General features: G+C 63.4%; 12 protein-coding genes and 1 pseudogene. 6 read left to right on the top strand and 7 right to left on the bottom strand.

Annotated features, from left to right (window positions below; genetic code table 11):
* Window positions 1-11 precede the first annotated feature (11 nt).
* A complete protein-coding gene (gene rluD / locus HNQ60_RS18895) occupies window positions 12-1,004 on the bottom strand; it encodes a 23S rRNA pseudouridine(1911/1915/1917) synthase RluD (protein ID WP_184334319.1) in 993 nt (330 codons plus the stop codon).
* A 162-nt stretch (window positions 1,005-1,166) separates the two neighbouring features.
* On the opposite strand from rluD, the gene HNQ60_RS18890 reads away from it, so the two are divergent.
* Together HNQ60_RS18890 and HNQ60_RS18885 are read left to right on the top strand one after the other, a co-directional pair.
* A complete protein-coding gene (locus HNQ60_RS18890) occupies window positions 1,167-1,964 on the top strand; it encodes an outer membrane protein assembly factor BamD (RefSeq protein ID WP_184334318.1) in 798 nt (265 codons plus the stop codon).
* A 66-nt stretch (window positions 1,965-2,030) separates the two neighbouring features.
* A complete protein-coding gene (locus HNQ60_RS18885) occupies window positions 2,031-2,381 on the top strand; it encodes a four helix bundle protein (protein ID WP_184334317.1) in 351 nt (116 codons plus the stop codon).
* Between the two features lie 45 nt (window positions 2,382-2,426).
* On the opposite strand, the gene HNQ60_RS18880 is transcribed toward HNQ60_RS18885, so the two are convergent.
* The 3 genes and pseudogenes from HNQ60_RS18880 to sucC form a co-directional block, all read right to left on the bottom strand.
* Window positions 2,427-4,070: an NAD+ synthase gene (locus tag HNQ60_RS18880; RefSeq protein WP_184334316.1), complete on the bottom strand. Its 1,644-nt coding sequence runs from the start codon at window positions 4,068-4,070 to the stop codon at window positions 2,427-2,429.
* Between the two features lie 370 nt (window positions 4,071-4,440).
* A pseudogene (gene sucD, locus HNQ60_RS18875) lies at window positions 4,441-5,304 on the bottom strand (succinate--CoA ligase subunit alpha); the annotation flags it as partial.
* A 72-nt stretch (window positions 5,305-5,376) separates the two neighbouring features.
* On the bottom strand, window positions 5,377-6,540 hold the full coding sequence (sucC, locus tag HNQ60_RS18870; RefSeq protein ID WP_184334314.1) for an ADP-forming succinate--CoA ligase subunit beta: 1,164 nt from the start codon (window positions 6,538-6,540) through the stop codon (window positions 5,377-5,379).
* A gap of 182 nt (window positions 6,541-6,722) precedes the next feature.
* Here sucC and HNQ60_RS18865 point away from each other — a divergent pair, with 182 nt between their 5' ends.
* The 4 genes from HNQ60_RS18865 to HNQ60_RS18850 all read left to right on the top strand — a co-directional run bounded on the left by HNQ60_RS18865 (window position 6,723) and on the right by HNQ60_RS18850 (window position 11,747).
* A complete protein-coding gene (locus HNQ60_RS18865; protein WP_184334313.1) occupies window positions 6,723-8,351 on the top strand; it encodes a sensor histidine kinase in 1,629 nt (542 codons plus the stop codon).
* Window positions 8,348-9,691 (top strand): sigma-54-dependent transcriptional regulator, encoded by a 1,344-nt coding sequence (locus HNQ60_RS18860; RefSeq protein ID WP_184334312.1) that lies wholly within the window; start codon window positions 8,348-8,350, stop codon window positions 9,689-9,691. Before HNQ60_RS18865 ends, HNQ60_RS18860 begins: the two co-directional genes overlap by 4 nt.
* Window positions 9,692-9,775: 84 nt before the next feature.
* A complete protein-coding gene (locus HNQ60_RS18855) occupies window positions 9,776-11,062 on the top strand; it encodes a flippase (protein WP_184334311.1) in 1,287 nt (428 codons plus the stop codon).
* A 43-nt stretch (window positions 11,063-11,105) separates the two neighbouring features.
* A complete protein-coding gene (locus HNQ60_RS18850; RefSeq protein WP_184334310.1) occupies window positions 11,106-11,747 on the top strand; it encodes a class I SAM-dependent methyltransferase in 642 nt (213 codons plus the stop codon).
* On the opposite strand, the gene HNQ60_RS18845 is transcribed toward HNQ60_RS18850, so the two are convergent.
* The 3 genes from HNQ60_RS18845 to HNQ60_RS18835 are packed head-to-tail and all read right to left on the bottom strand — an operon-like array spanning window position 11,726 to window position 14,791.
* Window positions 11,726-13,027: a glycosyltransferase family 4 protein gene (locus HNQ60_RS18845; protein WP_221304289.1), complete on the bottom strand. Its 1,302-nt coding sequence runs from the start codon at window positions 13,025-13,027 to the stop codon at window positions 11,726-11,728. The genes HNQ60_RS18850 and HNQ60_RS18845 overlap by 22 nt on opposite strands.
* Complete coding sequence (locus HNQ60_RS18840; RefSeq protein WP_184334309.1) at window positions 13,027-13,839, bottom strand: methyltransferase domain-containing protein; 813 nt, start codon at window positions 13,837-13,839, stop codon at window positions 13,027-13,029. The genes HNQ60_RS18845 and HNQ60_RS18840 overlap by 1 nt, the downstream gene beginning before the upstream one ends.
* Window positions 13,817-14,791 carry a glycosyltransferase family 2 protein gene (locus tag HNQ60_RS18835; RefSeq protein ID WP_221304288.1) on the bottom strand — a complete coding sequence of 325 codons (975 nt, stop codon included), beginning with the start codon at window positions 14,789-14,791 and terminating at the stop codon, window positions 13,817-13,819. Before HNQ60_RS18835 ends, HNQ60_RS18840 begins: the two co-directional genes overlap by 23 nt.
* Between the last annotated feature and the right edge of the window lie 60 nt (window positions 14,792-14,851).

Genomic DNA, 14,851 nt, shown 5'->3' with positions numbered 1-14,851 from the left:
GACGGCGCTTGTCATCGCCCCTTTCTCCGCGTGGGACGGGCCGACGCAGCAGCGGACGTCGCATCATCCGCCAACGCTTTCAGCAGGGATTTGATATCCGCCGGTGTCGGCGCGACAGCTTCGACCGGTTTGCCCGTCACGGGATGCTCGAACGCAAGCCGCGCGGCGTGGAGCGCTTGTCGACCGAATCCGCGCAGCGCCTCGACGAGCTCCGGCGTCGCGCCCTTCGGCAACAACAACCTGCCGCCGTACACGCGGTCACCGACGAGCGGATACTTGATATGCGCCATGTGCACGCGGATCTGATGCGTTCGTCCGGTTTCCAGATTGAGCCGCACGTGCGTGTGTCCGCGATAGCGATGAATCACGCGGTAGTGCGTAACGGACTCGCGCCCGTCCTCGCGAATGGCCTGCTTCAGACGATCGACAGGATGACGTCCGATCGGCGCATCCACGGTACCGCCCGCCGTCATCACACCCACGCAGACCGCCTCGTACTCGCGCTCGACATCGTGCACTTCGAGTGCACGAACGAGCTCGGTATGGGCCTCGAGCGTCCTGGCGATGACGAGAAGGCCGCTGGTGTCCTTGTCCAGCCGATGCACGATGCCGCCTCGCGGCAGGTGAGCCAGGCTGGCATCGAAGTGCAGCAGCGCGTTCTGGAGTGTCCCGGCCGCGTTCCCGGCTCCCGGGTGCACGACCAGCCCGGCCGGCTTGTTGATGATCAGGACATGCTTGTCCTCATGAACGATGTCCAGGGCGATCGATTCGGGCGCGACATCGATGACGTCCGGCAGCTCGGCCGAAACCTCGATCCGCTCCCCGCCCAGGACCTTGTCCTTCGGCTTCAGCCGGCCGCCATTGACCAGGATCTGGCCAGACTCGATCCAGTCCTTGATCCGGGTGCGGGAGTACTCGGACAGCAGTTCGGCCAGCGCCTGGTCCAGCCTTTGCCCGATATGGTCATCGGGGATCGTCAGGGAATGGCGGATCGGTTCAGGCATGAAGGAACTTTATGGACGGCGTTGGACACGAAAGAGGGAGAATCCCAGGGGCGCAGAGAGCCCAGGCCACGGCCCGGAGCCGAGACAACCCAGCAGCCCCTGTCTGGCGGCTATACTCTCGCGCCTTTCCCGGGCTGAATGCACACTCGGATCGGTTTCAAAATGCTCAGTAATTTTCGCACGCCCCTGCTGATTCTGACCACCGTCGTGGCTCTTGCCCTTGGCGCCTGCGGCGGTAACAAGGCCAAGGAGATCATCGGCAGCGCCGACAAGCTCTACGAAGCCGCCAGGAAGGCTTCGGACAACGGCAACTATCGCGACGCCATCGCCTACTACGAAGCGCTCGAAGCACGCTTCCCGTTCAGCAACCCCGCCAAACAGGGCCAGCTGGACCTGATGTACGCCTACTACCGCAACGCCGAGCCCGAGTCCGCCATCGACCAGGCCGACCAGTTCATCCGCGAAAATCCGGCCCACCCGCGCGTGGACTACGCCTACTACATCAAGGGTCTCGCCCAGTTCGAGCGCAACCCGAACTTCATGGAACGCTGGTTCAACGCCGACCTGTCGATGCGCCCGCCGATCGACGCCCGCAAATCCTTCCAGGCCTTCCAGACGCTGGTGGAACGCTACCCGAACAGCGAATACGCCCCGGACTCCCGCCAGCGCATGATCTTCCTGCGCAACCGCCTCGCCGCGTACGAGGTGTACGTCGCGGACTACTACCTGAAGCGCGGCGCCTATGTCGGCGCCATCAACCGCAGCAAGTACACGATCGAAAACTACGACGGCGCCCCGCAGATGCAGCACGCCCTGATGATCATGTCCGAAAGCTACAAGCGGCTGGGAATGGCCGACCTGGCGGCCGAAACGGACAAGGTGATCCAGACGAACTACGCGGGCGTGTCGCCGGACAGCGTGGGGAAGGTGGGGAAGGAGAAGTGGTGGAAGTTCTGGTAAGGAGGCCAGCTAGCCGGCTAGCCACTAGCAGGTAGCCAGAAGGGAGAGAGGTTCATGGAGGAACCTATGCGTGACCATCGACGGCTCAAGGTGTTCCAGCTTACGGATCGGCTGGTATTGCTCGCGTACAAGCACACCGGATCTTTTCCGCCGCATGAACAGTTTGGGCTCACGAGCCAGATCAGGCGGGCTGCGGTTTCATCAGCAGCCAACATTGTGGAAGGCGCCGCCCGCCATTCGAGCGCAGATTTCCGCCGCCTGCTTCTGATCGCCTACGGCTCAGTCCGAGAGCTGGAATACCACGTCTCCCTCGCAGCACGACTAGGCTACATGGCCCCTGTGGCCACCGCGCAAATCGAAGATCTCGCTTCCCAGTCTGGCCGCGCGCTTCGCGCTCTGATCGAGAAGATCCGCTGACCCTCTGGCTAGCGGCTAGTGGCTAGTGGCTAGCCGGCTAGCTGGCTATCTCGTCCGATACCCCGAAGTAATCGGATAGCGCCAATCCCGACCGAAGGCGCGGTCACTGATTCTGACCCCCGGCGGCGCCTGCCGCCGCTTGTACTCATTCCTCTTCACCATATCCAGCACTCGTCCCACCGTTGCGCGGTCGAAGCCGCGGGCGGTGATTTCGTCGACGGAGAGGTCGTCTTCGATGAAGAGCTCGAGGATGGCGTCGAGGACTTCGTAGGGAGGAAGTGAGTCGGAGTCTTTCTGGTCCGGGCGCAGTTCGGCCGAGGGCGGACGATCGATCACACGCTGTGGGATCGCCTTCGTGTCCGCGGGGGAAATGGCGTTGCGGTAGTTCGCGAGGCGATAGACCAGCATCTTGCTGCAGTCCTTGATCGGCGCGAAGCCGCCGTTCATGTCGCCGTACAGCGTGGCGTAGCCGACGGCCATTTCGCTCTTGTTGCCCGTGGTCACGAGCATGCGGCCGGTCTTGTTCGAGATCGCCATCAGCAGTACGCCGCGGATGCGGGCCTGGATGTTTTCTTCCGTCGTGTCGGGTTCGCGGCCGGTGAATACGTCCTGCAACGCGCCGAGCGTGGCTTCGAACATGCCTTCGATCGAGATGACGTCGTAGCGGACGCCGAGCGTGCGTGCCTGCAGCGCTGCGTCGTCGAGACTCATCTGCGATGTGTAACGGGAAGGCATCATCACTACGTGCACGCGATCGGCGCCGAGCGCATCGACTGCAATCGCAAGCGTGAGCGCTGAATCGACGCCGCCCGACAGGCCGAGGACGACGCCGGGGAAGCGATGCTTTTCGACGTAGTCGCGGACGCCAAGGACCAGCGCACCGTACACGCTCGCCTCTTCGCTGAGTGACGGCTCGATGTGCGCGGAGCGCGGCACGGCCTTGCCGTCGATCAGATCGATGTCGACCGGCGTCAGCCTCTCCACGAATGGTGCGACTCGCTGTACGACTTGGCCCGCGGCGTTCATGACGAACGAGCCGCCATCGAACACCAGTTCGTCCTGGCCGCCAAGCAGGTTCACATAGACAACGGGCAGTGCCGTGTCGCGAACGCGGTCGCGCACGACAGACTCGCGGCGGTCCTGGTACCCAAGCGAATAAGGCGACCCGTTGATGACGACGAGCAACTGGGCGCCGGCAGCTTTCGCCGCGACGGCGGGACGCGGTTCCCAGATGTCTTCGCAGATGAGCAGACCGATACGGATGCCGTTCAGCTCGATGATCTGTGCAGCGTTGCCGTGTTTGAAATACCGCTTCTCATCGAAGACTTTGTAGTTCGGGAGCTCCTGCTTGCGGTAGTTCGCGAGCTGCGCGCCGTCGCGCACGACTGTAGCCGCGTTGTAGATCGCGCCGTCCGCATACTCGGGGTAACCCACCATCGCGGCGATGCCGCGCGTTTCTTCGCGGACGCGCTTCAGCGCCGACTCGACCTGGCGGCGCAGGCCCGTGTGAAACAGCAGATCTTCCGGCGGATAGCCCGACAGGCTCAGCTCCGGCATCAGCACCAGATCGGCCTTCAGCTCATCTCGCGCACGCGCAGCCGCGTCGAGCACGCGCTGGGTGTTGCCGCTCACATCGCCCACGAACAGGTTGAGCTGCGCCAGGGCGATACGGAGGGTGGAGGTAGGCATCGGGAGCTGCAGGGGTGGGGGCGTTGATGATTATTGCCGAACGCCCCGCGGGTTCATACCGGAGAAAACCTCAGGAGGGTCTGCCGCCATCCCCGCACAGGCGGGGATCCATGCCTTGATCCGGATGGATTCCCGCCTGCGCGGGAATGACTGAGTAATCAGACCCCGCCCGGGTTTACTTCTTGCGGGCGACCGGCTTCGGCTTCTTCGCCGGGGCCTTCTTTGCCGCGACCTTGCTGGCTGGAGCCTTCTTGGCTGGGGCCTTTTTGGCTGGAGCCTTCTTCGCCGGAGCTTTCTTGGCAGGCTTCGGAGCCGACTTGGCCTTCGCGCCGCCCTTCGACTTGGCGGCCGTCTTGCCGCCCTTCTTCGCGAGCAGTTCGGCAATGGCCTTGCCGAGATCCGCCGGGCTCTTCACCGTGCGGACGCCGGCGCGCTCGAGCGCCTTGAACTTGTCCGCCGCGGTGCCCTTGCCGCCGGCCACGATCGCGCCCGCGTGGCCCATGCGCTTGCCGGCAGGCGCCGTTACGCCTGCGATGTAGGCAACGACGGGCTTGGTGACGTTCTTGCGAATGAAGTCAGCGGCTGCCTCTTCGTCCGCACCGCCGATCTCGCCGACCATGATGATGCCTTCGGTCTTCGGATCCGCTTCGAAGTGCGCGAGCACGTCGATGAAGTTCATGCCACGCACCGGATCGCCGCCGATACCGACGCAGGTGCTCTGGCCGAGGCCGGCGTTCGTGGTCTGGAACACGGCTTCATACGTGAGCGTGCCGGAGCGCGACACGATGCCGATCTTGCCGGGCTTGTGAATGAAGCCGGGCATGATGCCGATCTTGCATTCTCCCGGCGTGATCACGCCCGGGCAGTTCGGACCGATCAGCAGGCTGCCGTAGCTTGCGAGCGCAGCCTTCACACGCACCATGTCATTCACGGGAATGCCTTCGGTGATGCAGACGATCAGCTCGATGCCCGCGTCGGCAGCTTCGATGATTGCGTCGGCTGCGTACGGCGCCGGCACGTAGATCATGCTGACGGTCGCGCCGGTTTCCTTGACCGCTTCGCGCACGGTGTTGAAAACCGGGAGGCCGAGGTGCTTCTCGCCGCCGCGGCCGGGAGTCACGCCGCCGACGAGCTTCGTGCCGTAGGCGAGACACTGTTCGGAATGAAACGTACCTTGCTTGCCCGTGAAACCCTGGCAGATCACGCGGGTGTTCTTGTCGATGAGGATGGACATTTAAAAACCTTGGCTAACTGGTCAACTGGCAAACTGGCATCTGGCCAGATGAAGAGATGATTGAACCGCCGATCACTTCTTCGCTGCCGCGACGACTTTCTTCGCGGCATCGGTGAGATCAGCTGCGGCGATGATCGCGAGGCCGCTGTCGGCCAGCAGCTTGCGACCTTGCTCTGCGTTGGTGCCTTCGATGCGCACCACGACCGGCACGCTGACGCCGACGTCCTTCACCGCGTGAATGATGCCTTCCGCGATCATGTCGCAGCGGACGATGCCGCCGAAGATGTTCACGAGAATCGCGCGCACATTCTTGTTCGAGAGAATCAGCTTGAAAGCGACCGTGACACGCTCGCGTGTCGCGCCGCCGCCGACGTCGAGGAAGTTCGCCGGCGCGCCGCCGTGCAGCTTCACCAGGTCCATCGTCGCCATCGCGAGGCCGGCGCCGTTCACCATGCACGCGATGTCGCCCTCGAGAGAAACGTAGTTCAGCTCGTGCTGGGCAGCGGCGCGTTCCATCGCATCTTCCTGCGAATCATCGCGCCACGCTGCGAGCTCCTTCTGGCGGAACAGCGCGTTGTCCTCGATGCCGATCTTGGCATCGAGCGCGACGAGCTTGCCGTCGCCGGTGACGATCAGCGGGTTTACTTCGAGGAGGCTCGCGTCCTTGTCGAGGTAGAGCTTGTAGAGTGCCTGCGCGATGTGAATGAACTCATCGATCTGCTTGCCTTCCAGGCCGAGCCCGAAAGCGAGCACGCGGCACTGCGAGGGCTGCAGCCCGGTCGCCGGATGAATGTTCACACGAATGATCTTTTCCGGGGTGTGAGCAGCGACTTCTTCGATGTCCATGCCGCCAGCGGCCGACGCAATGAATGCGATGTGGCCCTTGTCGCGATTCAGCACCAGGCTCAGGTACAGCTCACGGGCGATCTTCGACCCTTCTTCCACGAAGACCTGGTGGATCGGCAGACCTTCTGGTCCAGTCTGGTGCGTGACCAGCTGCTTGCCGAACATCGCCTCGGCGGCTGCCGCGGCCGCTTCCGGGGAGTCCACGAGCTTCACGCCGCCTGCCTTGCCTCGGCCGCCTGCATGAACCTGCGCCTTCACCACCCATTTCGAGCCGCCGATCTTGCGGGCTGCCTCGGCAGCTTCCGCGCCCGTGGAGGCGACCTGCCCGTTCGGCACCGGGATGCCGTAACGCGCGAACAGTTGTTTCGACTGGTATTCGTGCAGATTCATCTTGAATGGGTCTCTCGAGGAGGTTCGTCGGCGGAAAGGCCGCGTATTCTGGAGGAATTCGCCGGTGAAGCAAAGGACGGCCAGGCAGGAACCGATCGGGAGTTCGTGCGCACTGCACGGAAAAATAAGACCTGCGACCCGGTTGGCCGGGCCCCGACGGCGCCTGTGCTAATTTCAGTGGAATGACACTTTCCGGGCCACCCACGACGACCAGCGATTCCACGACCCTGGCATGGCGAGTCCTGGCGCTCGTCAACCTCTTCCGGCTCCTCGTCCCGCTGCTCCTGACCGTTCTTTTCCTGACGATCACCCCGTCTCCCGTCGGTCAGATGCGCCCGGCGATATTCATCGGCGCCGCAACCGCCTACTTCCTCTTCGCCGTCGGCGCGATCTGGAGCATCCGGCGCCGCTCAACACCGATTGATGTTCAGGCCGTCCTGGGTGTGTGCGTCGACGTGGCCATCATCGCGCTGCTCACCTATTCCAGCGGCGGCATGGGCAGCGGGCTCGCCGCGATCCTGGTGCTGCCGATCGGCGCGGCCAGCTTCGTGGTGACGCAGCGGCTCGCATTCATGTTCGCGGCGCTTGCGGCGCTCGCCATGCTGGTCCAGCAGGGCTTCATCGCCCTGCTGGGTCATGGCGATGCCACGGACTTCACTGCGGCGGGCATCGTGGGCGCGCTCATGTTCATCGTCGCACTGGGTGTCGTCCCGCTTTCCACCAGTCTGCGGGAAAGCGAGGAACGGGTCCGGCAGCGTGAGGTCGACGTCGCGAATCTCGCGGAGCTGAATCAGTTCATCGTGCAGCACTTGCGCGAAAGCATCCTCGTCGTCGACGAGAACGACAGCATCAGGCTCATCAATGAATCCGCCGGGCAGCTGCTGAAACGAGGACAAGTCACTCCGGGCACGCTGCTGGGCGAAGTGTCGCCGCGCCTGCTCTATCTGCTCGGCATGTGGCGCAAGCATTCCTATGACTGGCAACTGAGCTCGCTCTCCGTCCTGGCCGCCGACGGCGGCAGCGTGGTCCAGCCGCACTTCGTGTCGCTCGACCAGGCCAGCAAGGGGCCTACGCTGATCTTTCTCGAGGATACGACCCTGATCGCGGAGCGTGTCCAGCAGACGAAGCTCGCGGCGCTGGGCAGGCTCAGCGCCAGCATCGCGCACGAGATCCGCAATCCCGTGGGCGCGATGAGTCACGCGGCCCAGCTCCTTGCGGAAGACCCCTCGCTCACGCCGCAGGAGAAACGCCTGACGGACATCATCACGAGCAACGGCGAGCGCGTCAGCACGATCATCAACAACGTGCTCCAGCTTTCGCGGCGTGACTCGACGCGCCAGGAGCGCATCGGGCTCAATGCCTGGCTGCGCGAATTCCTGACCGAATTCAGACAGACCTCGCAGATCGGCGAAGACGTCCTGCGGTTCAATCCGCTGTCGCGCGATCTGGAAATCAGGGTCGATCCCTCGCACCTGCATCAGCTGATGTGGAACCTGTGCGAGAACGCACTGAAATACGGGCGCGATCCCCTCGGCGGAAGCTCGCTGGAAATACAGACCGGGCGCGTTACCGGGACCGAACGGCCGTATCTCGAGGTCCTGGATCGCGGTCCCGGAATTTCCGCGGCCGACGCCGAAAGGATCTTCGAACCGTTCTTCACGGGCGGCAAGGGAGGCACGGGACTGGGGCTATTCATCGCCCGTGAGCTCGCGCATGCCAACCGCGCGATACTCGTCTACGAGCCGCGTGTGGGCGGTGGTAGTATTTTTCGGCTCGTGTTCGCTGATCCTCAGCGTTGGGAAATGCCTTGAAGAAGCATCGCGCTCTTGTCGTCGACGACGAACCGGACATCCGGGAGCTGCTCAGCATCACGCTCGAGCGCATGAACATCGACGTCGTCACTGCGGGCGACGTCGCGACGGCGACGCGCGAACTGCGCAATGGCGCCTTCGATCTGTGCTTCACGGACATGCGGCTACCGGACGGCGACGGCCTGAACCTCGTCGAATGGATCCAGACCCACAAACCCCATATACCCGTCGCGGTCATCACCGCACACGGCAATGTCGAAACCGCCGTGCGCGCACTGAAGCTCGGCGCGTTCGACTTCATCTCGAAGCCGCTGGATCTCGCGGTGCTGCGCAAGCTGATCGCGGCGACGCTCAAACTGGGCGACAGCAGCGAGAGCACGATCCAGCTCCCGCAGGTGAAGCTGCTCGGCAAGTCAGCGAGGATGGAGCAGCTGCGTGAGCTCATCGAGCGTGTCGCACGCAGCCAGGCGCCGGTGCACATCTACGGCGAGTCCGGCACCGGCAAGGAGCTCGTAGCCCACCTCATTCACGATGCTAGCGCACGTCGCGACGGCCCCTTCGTCCCGGTGAACTGCGGCGCGATTCCCACAGAGCTCATGGAGAGCGAACTGTTCGGCCACAAGAAAGGGGCTTTCACGGGGGCGATCGCCGACAAGCAGGGACTCATTCAGTCCGCCGAGGGCGGGACGCTGTTCCTGGACGAGATCGCCGACCTGCCGCTGCACATGCAGGTCAAGCTGCTGCGCGTCATCCAGGAGAAAAGCGTGCGCCCGGTGGGCGAGTCGCGCGAGATCCCAACCGATATCCGCCTGCTGTCCGCAACGCACAAGAATCTCGCGGCGCTCGTTGCGGAGGGCAAGTTCCGCGAGGACCTGTTCTACCGCGTGAACGTGATCGAAGTGCGAGTGCCGCCGCTGCGCGAACGCCTGGAAGACATCCAGGAACTCGTCGACTCGATCATCGCCAGACTCGGCAAGCAGATCGGCAATGCCGACCTCAGCGTCACCGACAACGCAGTCAAGACGCTCAGCGGTTATCACTTTCCGGGCAACGTCCGCGAGCTGGAGAATGTGCTCGAGCGCGCGGCGACCCTGTGCTCGAATGGAATGATCGATGTCGGCGATCTGCAGCTGCGGCCGAAGGTCGCCGCTGCGGACGTCCCGATCCAGAGCAGTGTCGCCCCCGGCGAAAAACTGGGTGAAGCGCTGGAGGACATCGAACGCGATGCCATCGTTCGAGCCCTGGAGCAGACCCGGTACAACAAGACCAAGGCGGCTGCGCTGCTGGGAATGACGTTCAGGTCGCTGCGGTACAGGATCAAGAAGCTCGGGATCGAGTAATCAGGACGCGCCGATGCCGCTCATGCTTGCATGCCAGCCGAGGGTGAGGTGTCGACCGCAACGGACAGATCTCGCGGCGCTGCCTTGAGAGATCGCCTCACGTGGGATTCGTTCGCGACACTCGCAGTGAGAGTGTCGTACGTTGGCCTCGAGTTCTCGTGCGCAATGGTCGTGGCACGTCTCTACGGAGCGCAGGCGTATGGGATCTACGCCTTCGTCAGTGCCTGCATCGCCGTGCTAGCGATTCCTGCGGCCGGGGGCTTCGATCGACTGATGCTGCGAGACGCGGCTGTGCTGCGTGGGCAGGATCAGCTGCCGAAGCTGCGTGGCTTGCTGCGACTGTCCACACGCCTTTCGTTGGCGATCTCGGTGGGTGTCGCACTGCTCGTTGCGGTGACGAGTCTGCTGCTCGACAGGACCCATCCGCAAATTGCAGCTGGCCTGCGGATCGGATCTCTCGCGTTGCCCCTGGTGGCCTACGCCAGAATCAGGCAGGCGGCCATCCAGGGCCTCGGTCGTGTGGTGGTCGGCCAGATCCCGGAAACCCTCGTTCAGCCGATCGCATTGCTGCTCCTGCTGGTATTGCCCGCCTCATTGACGCTCGTGGGCGATAGTATCCCCGTGCTCGCGTACATCGCCGCCGTCGGCATTGCATGCGTAGCTGGCGTGGCCATCCTGCGGCGTGTCCTGCCGTCAGGCGATGCAGCTGCATCCGCGCAGCCCGGTTCCATGGAGATGCTGATTCGCGGCCTGCCGTTCGTCTGGATGCTGGGCATGAATACGCTGCTGACCTACGCAGACGTCATCGTTCTCGGCCTGCTCAGCGAGCCGTCCAGCGCCGGCATCTATCGCGTCGCGAGCAACGCAGCGATGCTCGTCGCGTTTCCGCTCACCGCAGTGAACATGGCTGCGGCGCCACAAATCGCCAGACTGTTTGCGCAAGATGACCATGCGGGGCTGCAAAGGGTGGCGACCCGGGCCGCAAGGCAGGTCCTCGCGGCATCGATCTGCGTCGCGGTTGCCCTGACGATATTCGGTCGGGAGCTGCTGGGACTCTTCGGCGCCCCGTTCGTCAATGCCTATCCGGCACTCGCCATCCTGTCCGTCGCTTACGTGATCAACGCAGCAGCCGGAACCTCGGGATACCTGCTGATCATGACTCGCCATGAGAAGGCGGCTGCGCTCTGCTTTGCGATCGCGGGCGTACTCAACGTCGTCGGCAACTTGATCCTGATCCCCTACTGGGGTGTGACCGGAGCGGCGGTCGCCACCGCCTTCAGCCTCGCGGTCCTGAGTGCGGGCCTGGCACTGACCGTGCGGCGAAAAATGGGACTGCATCCCACAGCGTTCTCGAAGGCGGCGATAGACTAGGCGCCTATGACACGATCATTCCGACTCTGAAGGCAGGCATCGCATGAATCCGGCTCGGTTGCTCCGACAGATCTGGTTGGGACTGGCGGCAAAGTCCTCCGCAGACTACTGGGAACGGCGGTACGCCGGCGGATTGAATTCAGGTGCCGGTTCCTACGGTCATCTGGCCGAGTTCAAGGCCGGTGTCCTGAATGAGTTCGTAGCAACTCGAGCCGTGACGGACGTGATGGAATTCGGCTGCGGGGATGGCAATCAACTCACCTTGGCACGCTATCCGAAGTACGTCGGCCTCGATGTCTCGGCGACTGCCATTGATCTGTGCCGCCAGCGGTTCGCCAATGACTCATCCAAATCGTTCCTGCAATACGACCCCGTCAGAACCGTCAACCTGCCGGGCATGCTCACCGCCGACCTCACGATGTCGCTGGATGTGATCTACCACCTGCTGGAGGACTCGGTCTACGAGATGTACCTGCAGCATCTCTTCACGACCGCACGTCGCTTCGTGATCGTCTACTCTTCGGATACGGACGCGCGCCATCCGTCGCGTCACGTGCGCCATCATCCGTTCACGCTCGACGTGGCGAAGGCCTTTCCTCAGTTCCGCCTGATACAGCGACTGGAGAATCCGCATCGTGACGACACATTTGCGGATTTCTACTTCTACGAACGGTCGCAGTCCTGACGCGATGGCTGTCGCATCGACAACGTGAATTCCCGCGCGAAAGCTCGAGCGGATTTGCCGCGCGTGTAGCCGTCGAGAACCAGCTGACGACCTGCCCTTCGCAGCCTGTCCGCTAGCTCGGGCTCGTTGCACAGGCGGACGATGGCGTCGGCGATCTGACTTGGCGAGCGCTCGTCCACCAGTAACCCGGTTTCCTCCTGGCGCACGGTGTCGATGATGCCGCCGGACGCAGTAGCGACGACCGGCACTCCTGCGAGCATCGCCTCGAGAAAGACGAGCCCCTGCGCCTCCACCCAGCCATCGCTGGAGCGTCGCGATGGTCCGACGAAGATATCTCCTGCCGCGAGGTGGGCGCGCACTTCAGCGTGCGGCACCCAGCCAGTCAGGTGCACTCGATCGGCGATTCCCAGCTGTTGAGCTAGTGTCTCGAGTGCGGGCCTCGCCGGTCCCTCCCCCATCACCAGCGCCGTGACGTGCGGCAACCGATCGACCACCGTCGCTATGGCGTGCAGCAGATCGTCTACGCCCTTCTCGTCGACCAGCCGACCGACGAACACGACGAGAGGCCCGTCATCGCGCCTGTACCGGGCGCGTATCGCTCGAACCCTCACAGCCAGTGCGTCCGCATCGTGCTCCGAGACACCGATGGGAATCTGCACGAGTCTCGCGGGACGGGCGATTCTCTCTACCGCTGCCGCCGTCGCCGAGCTGTTGACGGTCACTGCATCGCTGAATCGAAGCGCTAGCTTCTTGCACATCCTGAGCACACCGCTCTGAAGCGCGAACACATCCCCGCCATGGATCGTCGCAACATGCGGCACGCGCAGCAGCCGGGAGACGATACCGGCCGTGAATCCCTGCGGCAGCAGCCAGTGCGAATGGATGACATCGAATCGGCCGCGAATCACCTCGCTCAGGATCGCCAGTCCCTCGCATATCACGAAGGGGATCACGCGCAACAGGTTGAGCCAGTCGCGCCGGAGATTGATCAGTGCACCGCCGTTGTAGCAGAGGACTTGCTGGGACTGCGGCCACATGTACCGGAAGCGCCGGATGCTGACGCCGTCGATCGTTTCATCGCGCAATGCTCCGGGCGCATGCGGCGCGAGCACTCTGACGTGCCACCCGAGTGATATGAGGTCCTGCGCGATGTGCAGCACGAACGGCGTCGTGCTGTCGCCGGGCCACCGAGGAAAATTCGACGTGACGAGCAGAACCCGACCGGGTGGCGCCGCGGAATCCGCTGCGCCCCGCTGCATCGGATCGACATCCGCGGGCATCACGATCCGCCTGGCTTCGTGGCAACTGCGATAACGCCCACGGGCATGAGACGCGGACGATCCAGAAGATCGTCGACGGTGGCGCTCAGCCATGAAAGCGGCGCATTCAACGCCAGCGTCACCGGCCCCACCAAGGGCAGCCCGACGAACAGACCCGGGAAGAAGAAGCTCAGCTGGTGATGCAGGAAGGCTGCAATGCCCCCGTAGGTACGCACGGAGATGCCGGTGAACGAAGCATCCTCGAGCAGCGCCGCCATCCCTTCCTGCGTGAACCGAAAATAGTCGTGGGGCAGCTCGTGCCTGCGGCTGAGATGCGGAGCCGAGATGATCAGCTTCCCGCCCGGCTTCAGGACGCGGTGGAACTCTGCAATTGCCGCCCAGGGCCGCCGTACGTGTTCGAGAACCTGATGGCACACGACCGTGTCGTAGCGCGCATCAGGCACGGCAGGCATGTTGGTGACGTCACCGATCCACGTGGGATGCGATTCACCGCGCGGCGCGATATCGATGGACTCATAGCCGCTGGCGGATCGAAGAACGGTTTGCTTCCAGGATTCACGGCCCGAACCTGCGTCGAGAGCGAGGCCCGAGCAATGCTGTTGCATCACCTCTCTGGAGGCTCGCCATAGCGCGTATGTGGTGCCGGAGAACAGACGGTTCTCCCACGTGGCAGCGTCGGCCGCGCGATCCAGGAATGCTTCGCGCCCGTGCTTGAGATGCGTCGTCAGGTTCATCTTGAATCGCGACGCTGCATGTCTGCAGAACGCCGGCGGCTGGCGATCCGGGAAATCACTCGCACGGCCTCGACGCATCGTGGCTACCCGAAACGATCTCCGCTTTCAGCAGCCTCATCCGCACTTCTTCCAGCAGCACGCGATTGGCGGCAACCAGATCGGCGACGATGCCCGCCCCGAACACTACCATTGCCGTGACGATCAGGATCGACGACAGGATCAACGATTGAACGTGTCCGTCGCCCTGGCCCTGCAGGTACTTCCACAGAAAGCGGGCCCCCACCAGCACGCCGGGAATCAGGAAGAGGCTGCCGACCCACATGAAGAATCGCAGCGGCTTATAGAGAACGAAGATCCGGACGATCGTGAATATCGACCGCCGGACATACGAGGACATGCTCTTCACCAGGCGCGAGGGCCGGGTGGCGCCATTCACGCGGATCGGGACCGACGTGATCGCGATACCCTTGCGACCTGCCTGGATGATGGTTTCGAGCGTGTACGTGTAGTTGTTGAAGACGTTCAACCGCAGCGCCGCATCCCGGTGAATCGCGCGGAAGCCGCTCGGAGCGTCGGGGATCTCCGTGTCGCTCGCGATTTTCACGACCGCGCTCCCCAACCGCTGCAGCATCTTCTTCAGCGGCGAGAACTCGGTGATCGCCGAAATCGGCCGTGCTCCAATGACGATCTGTGCCTGGCCGGCAAGAATGGGGCGCACCAGATCATCGATGCCTGCTGCGTCGTACTGATTGTCAGCATCGGTGTTGACGATGACGTCGGCGCCTGCCTTCAGGGCAGCCTCGAGTCCCGCGAGAAACGCCCGGGCCAGACCCTGGTTGCTCGACAGCGAGACGATGTGTTCGACGCCGTGCTGACGGGCAACCTTCACGGTATCGTCTTTCGATCCGTCATCGATGATCAGCCGCTCGACGACATCGAAGCCCGCAACGGAGCGGGGCAGAGCGTCCAGTGTCAGGCCAAGCGTGCCCTCTTCGTTGTAACAAGGAATCTGGATGATCAGCTTACGCACGTGCTCTCCTAGTCCCGGCAAGGTAAGCGCTCTTAAGCCCTGAATCTGAGAACCATACCC

The organism is Povalibacter uvarum (assembly GCF_014202975.1).
Taxonomy (GTDB): domain Bacteria; phylum Pseudomonadota; class Gammaproteobacteria; order Steroidobacterales; family Steroidobacteraceae; genus Steroidobacter; species Steroidobacter uvarum.
Note: the sequence above shows the minus strand (reverse complement) of the source record. Positions and strands in the feature narration are given on the sequence as shown.